Source organism: Nitrospira sp. KM1 (genome assembly GCF_011405515.1).
Taxonomy (GTDB): Bacteria; Nitrospirota; Nitrospiria; order Nitrospirales; family Nitrospiraceae; genus Nitrospira_C.
Window position 1 is genome coordinate 1,253,470 of sequence record NZ_AP022671.1, and the last position, 13,137, is coordinate 1,266,606.

At 57.9% G+C, this 13,137-nt stretch carries 12 protein-coding genes; 1 reads left to right on the forward strand and 11 read right to left on the reverse strand.

Going from position 1 to position 13,137, the window contains the following annotated elements; translation table 11 throughout:
• Positions 1–10: 10 nt before the first annotated feature.
• The 11 genes from W02_RS05720 to lepA all read right to left on the reverse strand — a co-directional run bounded on the left by W02_RS05720 (position 11) and on the right by lepA (position 11,532).
• Positions 11–1,855: a glutamate mutase L gene (locus W02_RS05720; RefSeq protein ID WP_173045641.1), complete on the reverse strand. Its 1,845-nt coding sequence runs from the start codon at positions 1,853–1,855 to the stop codon at positions 11–13.
• Positions 1,855–2,190 (reverse strand): hypothetical protein, encoded by a 336-nt coding sequence (locus tag W02_RS05725; protein WP_173045642.1) that lies wholly within the window; start codon positions 2,188–2,190, stop codon positions 1,855–1,857. The genes W02_RS05720 and W02_RS05725 overlap by 1 nt, the downstream gene beginning before the upstream one ends.
• A 150-nt stretch (positions 2,191–2,340) precedes the next feature.
• Entirely contained in the window at positions 2,341–2,955 is a 615-nt protein-coding gene (gene plsY / locus W02_RS05730; RefSeq protein ID WP_173045643.1) for a glycerol-3-phosphate 1-O-acyltransferase PlsY, read from the reverse strand.
• Between the two features lie 44 nt (positions 2,956–2,999).
• The gene (gene pgsA / locus W02_RS05735) at positions 3,000–3,596 is read right to left on the reverse strand and encodes a CDP-diacylglycerol--glycerol-3-phosphate 3-phosphatidyltransferase (protein ID WP_197742150.1); all 597 of its coding nucleotides are present in this window, start codon (positions 3,594–3,596) and stop codon (positions 3,000–3,002) included.
• A 17-nt stretch (positions 3,597–3,613) separates the two neighbouring features.
• Positions 3,614–4,630 carry an SIS domain-containing protein gene (locus W02_RS05740; protein WP_173045644.1) on the reverse strand — a complete coding sequence of 339 codons (1,017 nt, stop codon included), beginning with the start codon at positions 4,628–4,630 and terminating at the stop codon, positions 3,614–3,616.
• 20 nt (positions 4,631–4,650) lie between these two features.
• Positions 4,651–5,478, reverse strand: a complete 828-nt coding sequence (gene kdsA / locus W02_RS05745) for a 3-deoxy-8-phosphooctulonate synthase (RefSeq protein ID WP_173045645.1) — start codon at positions 5,476–5,478, stop codon at positions 4,651–4,653.
• Positions 5,479–5,484: 6 nt separating this feature from the next.
• Positions 5,485–7,086, reverse strand: a complete 1,602-nt coding sequence (locus W02_RS05750; RefSeq protein ID WP_173045646.1) for a CTP synthase — start codon at positions 7,084–7,086, stop codon at positions 5,485–5,487.
• Between the two features lie 49 nt (positions 7,087–7,135).
• Positions 7,136–7,936, reverse strand: coding sequence for a 3-deoxy-manno-octulosonate cytidylyltransferase (gene kdsB, locus W02_RS05755; protein WP_173045648.1), 801 nt, complete (start codon positions 7,934–7,936; stop codon positions 7,136–7,138).
• The gene (gene rfaE1 / locus W02_RS05760; RefSeq protein WP_197742151.1) at positions 7,929–8,963 is read right to left on the reverse strand and encodes a D-glycero-beta-D-manno-heptose-7-phosphate kinase; all 1,035 of its coding nucleotides are present in this window, start codon (positions 8,961–8,963) and stop codon (positions 7,929–7,931) included. The genes kdsB and rfaE1 overlap by 8 nt, the downstream gene beginning before the upstream one ends.
• The gene (lepB, locus tag W02_RS05765; protein ID WP_173045650.1) at positions 8,960–9,736 is read right to left on the reverse strand and encodes a signal peptidase I; all 777 of its coding nucleotides are present in this window, start codon (positions 9,734–9,736) and stop codon (positions 8,960–8,962) included. The genes rfaE1 and lepB overlap by 4 nt, the downstream gene beginning before the upstream one ends.
• Positions 9,733–11,532 carry a translation elongation factor 4 gene (gene lepA / locus W02_RS05770; protein ID WP_173045652.1) on the reverse strand — a complete coding sequence of 600 codons (1,800 nt, stop codon included), beginning with the start codon at positions 11,530–11,532 and terminating at the stop codon, positions 9,733–9,735. The genes lepB and lepA overlap by 4 nt, the downstream gene beginning before the upstream one ends.
• A gap of 156 nt (positions 11,533–11,688) precedes the next feature.
• On the opposite strand from lepA, the gene bioA reads away from it, so the two are divergent.
• On the forward strand, positions 11,689–13,074 hold the full coding sequence (gene bioA, locus W02_RS05775; RefSeq protein ID WP_173045654.1) for an adenosylmethionine--8-amino-7-oxononanoate transaminase: 1,386 nt from the start codon (positions 11,689–11,691) through the stop codon (positions 13,072–13,074).
• The last annotated feature ends 63 nt before the right edge of the window (positions 13,075–13,137 follow it).

The following is a 13,137-nucleotide window of genomic DNA, read 5'->3' on the forward strand; positions in this document are numbered from 1 at the left end:
CTCGTCCTGTTTACGACCCCGGATACAAATCAACGGCGTGGTACCACTTCTTGAGCGCGGCCACGCGCGCGTTTTGCTCCTCAGGTAGCTGCAACGGGCGGCCTCGGCAATCGATCAGGAGACCTGCAACCCCGCCTTCCACCGACTGCGACAGCGGAACACCGGCACCGGAACCGACGTCATAATGCTTGGCCGGACGGAGGGCGATCGTCGCCCGGTCGCCGGAGGCCAGTGGATACAGGCGGAGCTCACCGAACGTCATGCGGTCACTGATCGTCCTGCCATCGGGAAACGTCAGGTCATACTCGATGCAGGCCTCACCCTGCGCGCCCCGGCCGCGTGGAGCAATGCAGGTTCCGAGATAGACCATGCAGTCACGGACAAAAACATCCGTGGCCGCCTGCTCGTTGATCGTCGACAACACGCCGAGGTGGGGCATCATGAAAATGCTGTCGACCGCCAACATGGTCGATCCCACGGGTTCGTAGGCGTCGACCATCATCAGCATGGACTGGATGCGGCGCGGCGCATGCGACAAGATCCCGCCGCTGCCGACGATCAAATTCAATGTCAGCATGTCGATCAACGTTTTGCCCGATGTCTGCTGTTCGAACACATCCGAAATCGTCCGCTCCTGCTGGACGCCCTTCAATCCCGTAGCCAGCGATGTATGATGCAGCAACGCCAATCTGAGGGCTTCGCGGGCGATGGCATGTTCGATCTGCAGCTCATCAAGGGTTTGCGGAATGGTCGTGGGCCGGATCATCTTGTTCTTGATGCGGTTGCGAAGCGTCTGCTCGTCGATCGTGAAGGGCACCCAGCGCATGATGTTCGGCAGCCCTGCTTCGGCCAGTACGTTGGAGATGCTGTAAGACATCCCGAGATTGGCGCTGACCGTCCTGTTGAAGATCCCGCCGAATACGGAAAAGACATCGGTCGTGGCCCCGCCGATGTCGACGCCGATCAGATTGAGACGGTTGCGTTTGGCGATCGTTTCCATAATGACACCGACGGCGGCAGGAGTCGGCATGATCGGTGCTCCCGCCATGTCAATGAGCTTCTTGTATCCGGGCGCCTGCTGCATGACATGCTCGAGGAACAAGTCGTGAATCTTGTTGCGGGCAGGCCCGAGATTTTCCTTTTCGAGCACGGGACGGATATTATCGGTCACCACCAGCGCGGTCTTCTCGCCGAGGATCTTTTTGACCTGCGGCTGAGCGTCTTTGTTCCCCGCGAAAATCAGCGGCAATTTGTACGTCACGCCGAACCGGGGACGCGGCTCGGCGGCCGCCACATAGTCCGCCATTTCGATCACGTGCGTCATCGCTCCGCCATCGGTCCCGCCCGACATCAGGATCATGTCCGGACGCATGCTGCGGATGCGGTCGATCTTTTCGTGAGGCAGCCGGCCGTCGTTGGAGGCGAGCACGTCGATGACAATGGCGCCCGCGCCCAGGGCGGCGCGCTGGGCGCTTTCTCCGGTCATGTTCTGGACCACGCCGGTCACCATCATCTGCAGCCCGCCTCCGGCGCTGCTCGTCGAAATGTAGATGTCCACTCCGGTCTTCGCATCGCCTTCGGACGCGCGATTCGGAGTGATGATCGTCTCGCCGTCGAGAATCTTGCGCCCGGAAAGTTCTTCGATCTCGGCAATCGCATTGAGCACACCGCGCGTGACGTCCTCGAACGGCGCTTCGACGGTCGTCGGCGCCTCTCCGCGATAGGTCTGGCGATATTCGTTGCCGATTTTTTCAATCAGAATGGCTTTGGTCGTGGTGCTGCCGCAATCCGTCGCCACGATGACATTGAGCGGGTTGTGGTGCCCGGAGGAGCCGTTCGCAGAAGCAACCGTCATCACCCGGATGCCCTCTCCGACCGCGATGCGGACTCGATCAGGCCGATGAGACGGGAGACCGTGTCGCGGCGTTCGAGCAGGTGCGCAATTCGCTCGATGTCTTGAGCGCTGCAGGCCAGTTCGATGATGGGCGCGAAAAAGTGAAGGGCTTGGCTTCCCAGAAAATTCATCGGCCCCATGGATTCGAGAAAGACGGTCGCGGGGGCGGCCATGCCGCGGGAGACGACAATCGCGGCCAGGCGGGTCAGCAATTCCCGGTCTTCCGGAGCCAACGCATCGGTATGCGGCTGCACGGAAAAAGCGTGCTGGAAGCCGTTTCGCAATCCTCGCAGCATGTGTGAGAGGTGTTCCCTGGACAGCGAGCGCATCAGTGCAGGTCAACCGGACTCAATCAGAAGCTGGATGGGCATTATATGGAGAGGGGAAAGGAGAGTCAATTCACCGGCAATCGCCGGCCGCGATATCGGTCTGCTTACGAACTCCTGTCACGATGGCTGCACCCGTTTCTCTCCTATTTTGCTTTCAGTCCCTCTCCAGAGACGGATGATGTTGTCTTTGTGCCTCACCCAAATCAGGACGCTCACGATGATGGCGAACAGGAGGAATTCCTGACGCTGCTCATTGACGATCGCGACGACGGGGAACAGGCCAAACGCGGCGAGCGCCCCTCCGGACGAGTAACGCCAGATGGCGACCGCCCCCAGCCAAATCAGGAGCAGCAGCAGTCCGATCGAGGGCGCCAATCCCAATACCGACCCCAGCGCCGTCGCCACGCCTTTTCCCCCTTTGAACTGTAGAAAGGGTGAAAAGAGGTGCCCGAGAATCGGCGCCAACGCCACGATCATGATAAAACGCTCGTCGGTAAGCCATTGCATAGCCGCCCAGCCCATCACCCATCCTTTTCCCATGTCGCCGAGCAGGGTGAGCAGACCTGCCTTTGCACCGGAAACGCGCAACACGTTCGTAAAGCCGACGTTCATGCTGCCGACCGTGCGGGGATCCGGAAGTCCGAATGCACTGGAAACGACAATGCCGAACGGAATGGCGCCAAGCAGAAAGCCCAGCGCGGTCAGCAGGGACCAGAGCAGTACTTCGTCCATGGACTAGGGAATGGCGGAGGAACGGTGCATAGCGGCTCGGAGTCTTACAACCCTTTTGCGACCACCTGTCTCCAAAAACTCCACACGTATTGGCCGCCGGATACATACCCGAGTACGAGCGAAAGGTACAATGTCACGATGCCGGCCAGATGGAGGTTTCCCAATTCGCCGAGATCGGTGCCCTCGAGAATCAATAACGTGATGGCCACGACCTGCAGGGCCATCTTATACTTTCCGGTATTTTCTGCGGAAATGATCATCCCTTCACCGGCCGCAATGGCCCGGATGCCTGTGACGGCCACCTCGCGGGCAATGACGAGAATCGCAACGAGCGCACTGACCCGATCGACATTGACTAAGAGAATGAGCGCGGAGAGAACCAAGAGTTTGTCGGCAATGGGGTCGAGCAGTTTCCCAAGCTTGGTCACCTGACCGGTCCGCCGCGCGATGTAGCCGTCGAGCATGTCGGTGACGGCCGCCACGACGAAAATCACGGCGGCGCTCATCGAGCGATCCGGCGTGGGCGTGATAAAGAGAATGATGAAAAACGGAATGAGCAGAATGCGCACGAGCGTAATAAAATTCGGGAGGTTCAGCGACTCCTGCCCGACCGCTCTCCAAGCTGCCAATACGCGATGCATGATCCGCTCAGTATCCTCTAGACGATGCCATTCTTCAAGATATCGTGCAGATGGACGACGCCCATGGCACGTTGGTGACGATCTATGACGACAAGCGCGGTGATCGTGTGACGCTCCATGAGAGCGAGGGCGGCGGTGGCGAGTTCGTCAGGACCGACGGTTTTTGGCGTCCGGTTCTGATTCTCTTCGCCAACACGCTTGTGAACGGGGTTCGCCAGCTCAGCAGCGGTCGCAGTGGTAAAGTCCCCTCCCCCTTGTAAAAACCTTCGCAGGTCACCGTCAGTCACGACACCGACCAATTTCCCCGCTTCATCAAGCACGGTCGTCATGCCGAGACGTTTTCCGGTCATTTCAAGCATCGCTTCAGAGCCGGGCGTGTTCGGCCGGACGCGCGGCATGTCCGATCCCGTGTGCATGAGATCCCGCACTTTTACCAGGAGACGGCGCCCTAAGGTGCCACCGGGATGAAACTGTGCATAGTCCTCTTGCTTGAACCCTCGTCTTTGCAGAAGCGCGATGGCCAAGGCGTCACCCATCGCCAGAGCCGCTGTCGTACTTGCGGTTGGAGTCAAGCCGAGAGGACAGGCTTCTTCGCTCACCGACACGTCCAGCGTCACATCGCTGTTCTTGGCCAGAGTAGAATTCACTCTGCCCGTGAGGGCAACCAAGGGAATATTGATGCGCTTAACAAATGGCAACAATTGTAAAACTTCCTGGACTTCCCCGCTGTTCGAGATGGCAAGCATGACATCATGTTTTGCCACCATGCCCAAATCGCCATGAATGCCTTCCGCAGGATGAAGGAAGAAAGACGGCGTGCCGGTGCTGGCCAGCGTCGCGGCTATTTTTTGACCGACTTGCCCAGATTTTCCCATACCGGACACCACGACCTTACCCTTGCATCCCATCAGCAGTTCGACCGCCTTGGAGAAGTGATGATCCAGCCGTTCGACGAGCGCCTGGACGGCACGAGCCTCGACCGCGAGTACACGTCGGCCTTCTTCGAGCGTGCCGTCGGCGTGACGGGTCGACATCGCCGAGCGGGCAGCTCTTTTTACTTTGGTGGATTGGCCGCGTCGCATATTCGCATCACGCGCTCAAGGAGCGCCTTTAATTGATGAAGCGGAACCATGTTGGGTCCGTCCGAGAGAGCCGCATCGGGGTTTGGATGAACTTCCATGAAGAAACCATCGACACCGGCACCGGCAGCGGCGCAGGCCAACGGTTCGACGAATTCGCGCTGACCGCTGGATTTGGAGCCTCCTCCGCCCGGCAACTGCACACTGTGCGTCGCGTCGAAAACCACCGGATAGCCGAAGCTTCGCAAAATGGGAAACGACCGCATATCCACGACCAGATTATTGTACCCGAATGAAGATCCCCGTTCGGTCAGCACAATCTTGGTGTTACCGCTTTCCTCGATCTTCTTCACGGCATGTCCCATTTCGGGGGGCGACAAAAACTGTCCCTTTTTCACGTTCACGACTTTTCCCGTCTTGGCGGCGGCGATCAGAAGATCGGTCTGCCGGCAGAGAAACGCCGGGATCTGGAGCATGTCGACCACCCGGCCCGCTTTCGTCGCATCATTTTCCGTATGAACGTCCGTCAGGACCGGAACGCCGATCGCGCGCTTCACTTTTTCAAGAACCGCGAGCCCCTGTTCCAACCCCGGTCCGCGAAACGACGTGATCGAAGTCCGGTTGGCTTTGTCATACGACGATTTGAACACGTATGGAATCCCCATCGACCGCGTAATCTCGGCGATGCGTCCCGCGGTGTCCAGCGCGAGTTGTTCACTCTCAATAACGCAAGGGCCTGCGATGAGAAACGGCCGCTGACCGTGGCCGGCCTTGAAGGTCCCGATGTCGACAAGGTGTGCCATAGGCGGTCAATGACCGAGCTTGTTGCGCAGGGCCGCGCCGATGAAACCGCTGAACAACGGATGCGGATGATGGGGGCGAGAGCTATATTCGGGATGGAATTGCGTGGCCAGGAACCATGGATGATCTTTCAATTCGACGATTTCGACCAGCTGACCATCCGGCGAGACCCCGCTCAGGACCAGTCCTTTGGCGCTCAACACATCACGGTAGGCATTGTTGAATTCGAACCGGTGGCGATGCCGCTCGCGGACTTCCCCCACGCCGTACATTTTCTGCGCCAACGTGCCGTCGCCGAGATTGCAGAGATACGCGCCCAACCGCATGGTCCCGCCCTTCCCACTCACGGAATGCTGCGCATGCATCAGATGAATCACAGGATGGGCCGTCCGCTCGTCGAATTCCGCGCTGTTGGCTCCGGTCAGCCCCGCCACGTTGCGCGCAAACTCGATGGTCGCGCATTGCATGCCGAGACACAGGCCGAGAAACGGGATCTTGCGTTCACGCGCGTACCGGATGGTGGTGATTTTCCCTTCGATGCCGCGTGATCCGAATCCTCCGGGGATGAGAATGCCGTCGGCCTCCCGAAGAATTCGTTCCGTTCCCAGGCGCTCAACGTCCTCGGATTCGATCCAGTTGATATTCACTTTGGTTTCATGGTCGATGCCGCCATGGATCAGCGCCTCTGCCAGACTCTTGTAACACTCTTTCAGTCCGGCATACTTTCCGACCAATGCGACTGAAATTTCGTGTTTCGGATGCTTGATCTTCTGGACCATGGCATCCCACTCGCGGAGATTCGGAGGACCGGTCTCCAGTTTCAACTGTTTGACGATGAGCTCGTCCAGTCCCTCCTTGCGGAAAACAATCGGCACTTCGTAGATCGTTTCCACATCCTTGGCGGTGATGACCGCGTCCTTTTCGACATTGCAGAACATCGCGATCTTCGCCTTCAATTCAGGCGGAAGATAACGGTCGGTGCGGCATAATAAAATATTCGGCTGGATACCGATCTCCCTCAGCTTGTTCACCGAATGCTGGGTCGGCTTGGTTTTCAGTTCACCGGCGGCCCCGATATAAGGCACGAGCGTCAGGTGCACATACAGGACGTTTTCACGGCCGACGTCATAGGGCATCTGCCGGATGGCTTCCAGAAACGGCAGGCTCTCGATGTCTCCAACCGTCCCCCCGATCTCGACGATCGTGACATCCATGCCCCTGGCGAGCCGCACGATGCACTGTTTGATTTCATCCGTCACGTGGGGAACCACCTGCACCGTCCCGCCCAGGTAGTCGCCTCGGCGCTCTTTGGTGATGACGGAATTATAAATACGGCCGGTCGTGTAATTATTCTCCTGGGTCAGCGTCAATGACGTATAGCGTTCGTAATGACCCAGATCGAGATCGGTCTCGGCTCCGTCGTCCGTGACATAGACTTCTCCGTGCTGGTAGGGATTCATCGTCCCGGGATCGACGTTGATATACGGATCGAGCTTTAAAAACGTGATCTTGAGTCCACGGCTCTCCAACAGATTTCCGATCGAGGCGGACGCCAGCCCTTTCCCCAGCGAGGACACCACGCCGCCGGTGACGAATATGAATTTACTCATGATTCCACCTGTCTTTTACGATCGGACCGCCGCCTGACCCCTCCCTCGTTCATCGGCCGGCTGGTCCTCGCGTCAAGTTGAGTTCGCGCTTCAGAACTTCGAACTTCTGAAGTTTGTCAGCCACCTCCGGAACATCCTCAGGCGTGTCGACCCGAAGCGACGCATGTTTCGTTTCCCACACTCTGATGCGCATCCCGTTCTCCAGTGCCCGGAGTTGTTCCAGTTTTTCCGCATCTTCCAATGTGCTGGTCGGCCACTCGGCAAAACGCAGCAAGGCCTTTCTGGTGTACATGTACAGCCCGAGGTGGACATGATGAAGTCCGCCCACGACACGTCCGTCGGCGTCATCGCGGACCATCGGAACCGGGGCGCGTGAAAAATACAGGGCGTAGCCCTGCGCATCGGTGACCACCTTGACGATGGCGGGGTTCTGCAGATCATCCGTGGTGTCCATAGCCCGTTTCAACGTGCCCATCTCCACATTGGCCCGGAGAAACGGATCGATCAAATCGGTCAACAGATCCGGATCAAGTGGAATTTCATCCCCTTGAAGATCCACGAAATATTCTCCGGCATACATGGTGGCGACCGCCGCAACCCGGTCCGTTCCGGTCCGGTAGTCACCTTTCACCATGACGACGCGCCCGCCGAATTGTTCAATGGCCTGTTTGATGCGGTCGTCATCGGTGGCTACGAGCACGTTGGTGACGGCACGACAGGCGACGGCTTGTTCATAGACGTGCTGGATCATGGGCTTGCGCCCCAGACGCGCCAACGGTTTTCCCGGAAAGCGTGATGATCCGTAGCGGGCGGGAATCACTACCGTGACCTGCCGCTCCGTCTTACTCACGGTCCAACGCCTCCATCAGTTGCTTGGCCGTCACGGTCGCAGTTCCCACCTGCCCCACGACGATCCCGGCTGCCTGGTTCGCCAATGTCGCCGATTCCCGCATGGACGCGCCCGTCGCGAGCGCCAACGCCATCGTCCCGACGACCGTATCGCCCGCGCCGGTCACATCGAACACCTGGCGTGCCCGCGTGGGAATATGCCAGGAGACACCCTCCCCTTCGAACAGGCTCATCCCTTTCTCACCTCGCGTGATGAGCACGGTTTGACAACCAAGCCGCTGGCGGATTGTCGCCCCGGCCTCTTGAACGGTCTGATCGCTATCACCGTGAAGTCCGGCCGCCTGTGTCGCTTCGAGATGATTCGGTGTGATGACAGTCACGCCTTTGTAATAACTGAAATGTTCGACTTTGGGATCGACAATGACGGGCACGCGTCGAAGCGCCGCGAGCCGAGTCAATTCGGACATCAATGCGGCGGTGATGACACCCTTGGCATAGTCCGATACGACGACACACGAGAGCTCGCGGAGGCGGGATTCGACATACCGCAGCATGCGTTTTTGCAGCAGAGGTTTGGGTTCACCGCGCCGCTCGACGTCGTAGCGGACGACCTGCTGGTTGTGAGCAATCACCCTCGACTTCCTGGTCGTGGGCCGGTCGTGGTCGATGACGACGCCGCCGCGACCGGAACGCCGCGGTCCCAGCTCTTTGAGCAAACGCCGGCCGCTTTCGTCCGCCCCGATGATTCCGCACAGATCGGCCTTGCCGCCGAGCGCCAACACATTATTGAAGACATTGGCCGCTCCACCCAGTCTCATGGATTCCGAATCCACGTGAACGACCGGCACCGGAGCTTCGGGGGAAATCCGACTGACGCGGCCCCAGATGTAATGGTCCAAGATGAGGTCTCCGATGACCAAGACGGAGGCCTGCGGAAAGCGCTGAATGTACTGGCGCAACGCCGTGCTCGAGAGCATGCCGCTCTGCGGAGACGATCCGGCATCGGACTTGGCATTTCGTCTGGTCATTGGATGGCCTTACCCAACCGATCCCAGCGAACCCATTCCGTCCACTGTCCCTGCCCGCTCCATGACCAATAGATACGAAACGCCTTGCCGCGGATCTTTTCACCCCTTACGTAACCCCAAAACCGGCTGTCCAGGCTCTGGTCGCGGTTATCCCCCATGACGAAATATGAATCGTCCGGTACCGTCACCGGACCGAAGTTATCCCGCGGATTGATGGTCCCGTCGATGATCCCGGGATCGATCCGCTGCGTGAACGTCTTGTCATCGAGGGGGGCGCCATTGACGAGCACGACTTTGTTCTTTATTTGCACGGTGTCGCCGGGAGTGCCGACGATGCGTTTAATGAAGTCCTTCTCCTCATCCTCCGGAAAGCGGAACACAATGATGTCTCCCCGCTGCGGTTTGCCGAATTCGATGATGCCGTGAGAGGCGTAGCAATTCACCGGGGGAAATCCCCATTGGAATTTGCACTCGCTCGGCCACTGGAGACCGTACGAGAGCTTGCTGACGAGAATATGGTCTCCAATCAACAAGGTCGGGATCATCGAACCCGAGGGAATCTTGAACGCCTGAACCACGAACACCCGAATGGCGAATGCCAGCAACATGGCCACGACGATGGCCTCGGCATACTCACGGAGAACCGATTTTCTGGCCGGCTGGACGGAGACCGGAGGTTCGGAAATCGAGGATGCGCCAACGGACTCGGCTGCGGCTTCGGGGACCTGAGGCCTCACATCATCGCCGCCGGGCCTATTCAGATCCCCGCTCATTCGTCACCGACTTTCAGAATGGCCAAGAATGCTTCCTGAGGCACTTCCACGCTGCCGACGGCTTTCATGCGCTTCTTTCCTTCTTTTTGCTTTTCCAACAACTTTCGCTTCCGTGTGATATCTCCGCCGTAGCATTTCGCCGTCACGTTCTTTTTCATCGCCCCGATCGTCTCGCGCGCAATCACTTTGTTGCCGATCGCCGCCTGAATGGCGATTTCGAACATCTGCCGTGGGATGAGCTCTTTCATTTTTTCCGCGAGCTGCCGGCCGCGAGGATAGGAGCGGTCGCGATGCGTAATGAAGGAAAGCGCATCGACGGCCTCTCCGTTAAGGAGAATATCCAGCTTGACCAGATCCGATTCCCGATAGCCCAGGAGTTCATAATCCAAGGACGCGTATCCCTGTGTACGGGATTTCAGCTTATCGTAGAAATCCAGGATGACTTCGTTCAGCGGCAACTCATAGCTGATCATTACCCGGGTGGGATCGAGAAAATGGATGCTTCGCTGAATGCCCCGGCGCTCCTGGCACAACTGTAAAATTGCCCCCATGTAGCGCTCAGGCGTAATGACGGTGGCAAGAATGAACGGCTCTTCGAATTTTGCAATGCTGCCCGGCGGCGGCAATTCGGCCGGATTGTCGATTTCGAGCACTTCGTCTTTCGTCGTCGTGATGTGGTAGACGACCGTCGGCGCCGTCGTAATCAGTGTAAGGCCGTATTCGCGCTCCAGCCGCTCCTGAATGATTTCCATGTGGAGCAGACCGAGAAACCCGCAGCGGAATCCGAATCCTAACGCCAGAGAAGTCTCGGGTTCGTAGACGAAAGACGAATCATTCAAGCGTAATTTGACCAGCGCGTCACGGAGGTCTTCATACTTGGACGTATCGGTCGAATACAGTCCGCAGAAGACCAACGGATTGACTTCTTTATAACCGGGAAACGGCTCGGACGTCGGTTGAATCGCATCGGTCAATGTGTCGCCGATTTTAACGTCGGCCACCTCTTTCATGTTGGCGCACAGATAACCCACCTCGCCGGTCAGCAGCTCGTTTCTCTTCGTTCGCTTGGGCGTGAACTGCCCCACTTCCATGACTTCGAACGTCCGGTTGTTCGACATGACCTTGATTTTCATGCCGGGCCGGACCGCGCCGTCTACGATTCTCGTCAACACGATGACGCCTTGGTAATTGTCGAACCAGGAATCGAAGATGAGCGCCTTGAGCGGAGCCGTCGGATCGCCGGAGGGAGGAGGGATGCGCTCGATAATCGTTTCAAGGACCTCCGGAACGCCGCGGCCCTCTTTCGCGCTGATGGGGAGGGCCTCACTCGCCTCAAGCATGAGCACATCGGAGATGGAATGCTTCGTATTCTCCACATCTGCGCTTGCCAGATCGATCTTGTTGATGACCGGAATGATGGTCAGCTTGTTGGCCATCGCTAAATTGACATTTGCGATGGTTTGAGCCTGCACTCCCTGTGTGGCATCAACGAGCAGCAACGCCCCCTCGCAGGCTGCAAGACTTCTCGACACTTCGTAGGTAAAGTCTACGTGGCCGGGAGTGTCGATGAGATGCAAGGCATAAGTCTTCCCGTCCCCGGCACGATATTTGATCGCGACCGCGTGCGCCTTGATGGTGATGCCACGCTCGCGCTCCAGATCCATCGCATCGAGGATCTGCTCCTTGGCTTCACGAGCGGTAACAGCGCCAGTAGCTTCGAGGAACCGGTCAGCGAGGGTCGATTTGCCGTGGTCGATATGGGCGATAATCGAAAAATTACGTATCAGGCTTTGCAAATCCTAGCTCATTTCTCAAGAAAATCGCTTCATTATAGTAAGTGCCCTCCAGGTTGTCAAAGAATCCACCCGCCTCGTATAATCCTTCACGCGCGTGTCCACCACGACCGTTCACCGCCACTTCTTCGCTCCGGTTTTTGACGAAATCACCTCACCATGACTCCCCGCCGCGATAAGAAGCTGCTGGCCGATTGGGATCGCCGGTTCATCTGGCATCCGTTCACGCAGATGCAGGAATGGGAACGGGAAGAACCCTTGATCGTCGGACGAGGCAAGGGGCCCTATCTGTTCGATCTCGATGGAAGACGCTATCTCGACGGCACCTCGTCGATCTGGGTCAATCTTCACGGCCACGGTCATGCCGCACTCGACAGGGCGATCAAGAAACAACTCGGCGCGATTGCGCATTCAACCCTCCTGGGCCAATCCAGTCCTCCGGCCATTCGATTGGCTCGCGAGCTCATCCGCATCGCGCCGAAGGGACTTGCGCGCGTGTTCTATTCTGATAACGGATCGACCGCCATCGAAGTGGCATTGAAGATGGCGATCCAGTATTGGCAGCAGCGTCCGTCTCCACTTCCGTCAAAGCGGCGCTTTCTCCATCTTAAGCTCGCCTACCATGGAGATACGGTCGGAGCCGTGAGCGTCGGGAATATCGAGTTGTTTCATTCCCGCTTTCACTCCTTGACCTTTCCGACCGTCGAAGCGGACCCTCCCTATTGCTACCGCTGCCCGTTGAAGCTCCGTTTTCCGTCTTGCGAGATGGCCTGCCTGGATCCCATCGAAACAATTCTCAAACACCGGCATTTAGAACTTGCAGGATTTGTCATCGAACCGCTGGTTCAGGCTGCCGCCGGCATGATCACCTCGCCTCCCGGATATTTGCGGCGCATCCGCGAACTCTGCGACCGATACAAGGTGCTGCTGATCGCGGACGAAGTCGCGACAGGTTTCGGCCGCACAGGCAGAATGTTCGCTTGCGACCACGAGCGTGTCACCCCGGATCTCATGGCGATCAGCAAAGGGTTGACGGGCGGCTACATGCCGCTCGCTGCGACCCTGACGACGGAAGAAGTTTACAATGCGTTCCTCGGCCGGTATGAGGAGTTCAAAACCTTCTTTCATGGACACAGTTACACCGGAAATGCCCTGGGGTGTGCCGTCGCGTTGGCAAATATCGAGGTCTTTCGGAAAGAAAAGACGCTTGCCCGCCTCCAGCCTAAAGTCAAGTCGCTGACACGTTTGCTGCGCTCGCTGCAGACCCTTCCCCACATCGGGGACATACGGCAACGGGGTTTCATGGCAGGAATTGAGTTGGTTCAGAATCGTGACAGTCGTCTGGCTTACCCACTGGAGGCTCGTATAGGGCACCTTGTCGCTCAAGAGGCCAGAAAGCAGGGTCTCCTGCTTCGTCCCTTAGGGCATGTCTTAGTGCTCATCCCACCATTGTCCACAAGCTTGCGGGAGCTCAAAGAGATGGTGCACATCCTTCGCGGATCAATCGAGACCGTGACTGGAAAAACCGTCCCCATGCGTCGGTAGCGTAATTCGGAACTCAGCATCGGTCCTTACCGAAAAAGCGACATGAATTCACAGTATTTTATA

Excerpts from the sequence above, each read along its gene's own strand:
- W02_RS05720 (WP_173045641.1), bottom strand. The coding sequence starts at position 1,855 with ATGACGGTTGCTTCTGCGAACGGCTCCTCCGGGCACCACAACCCGCTC.
- W02_RS05725 (WP_173045642.1), bottom strand. The coding sequence starts at position 2,190 with ATGCTGCGAGGATTGCGAAACGGCTTCCAGCACGCTTTTTCCGTGCAG.
- plsY (WP_173045643.1), bottom strand. The coding sequence starts at position 2,955 with ATGGACGAAGTACTGCTCTGGTCCCTGCTGACCGCGCTGGGCTTTCTG.
- pgsA (WP_197742150.1), bottom strand. The coding sequence starts at position 3,596 with ATGCATCGCGTATTGGCAGCTTGGAGAGCGGTCGGGCAGGAGTCGCTG.
- W02_RS05740 (WP_173045644.1), bottom strand. The coding sequence starts at position 4,630 with ATGTCGACCCGTCACGCCGACGGCACGCTCGAAGAAGGCCGACGTGTA.
- kdsA (WP_173045645.1), bottom strand. The coding sequence starts at position 5,478 with ATGGCACACCTTGTCGACATCGGGACCTTCAAGGCCGGCCACGGTCAG.
- W02_RS05750 (WP_173045646.1), bottom strand. The coding sequence starts at position 7,086 with ATGAGTAAATTCATATTCGTCACCGGCGGCGTGGTGTCCTCGCTGGGG.
- rfaE1 (WP_197742151.1), bottom strand. The coding sequence starts at position 8,963 with ATGACCAGACGAAATGCCAAGTCCGATGCCGGATCGTCTCCGCAGAGC.
- lepB (WP_173045650.1), bottom strand. The coding sequence starts at position 9,736 with ATGAGCGGGGATCTGAATAGGCCCGGCGGCGATGATGTGAGGCCTCAG.
- bioA (WP_173045654.1), top strand. The coding sequence starts at position 11,689 with ATGACTCCCCGCCGCGATAAGAAGCTGCTGGCCGATTGGGATCGCCGG.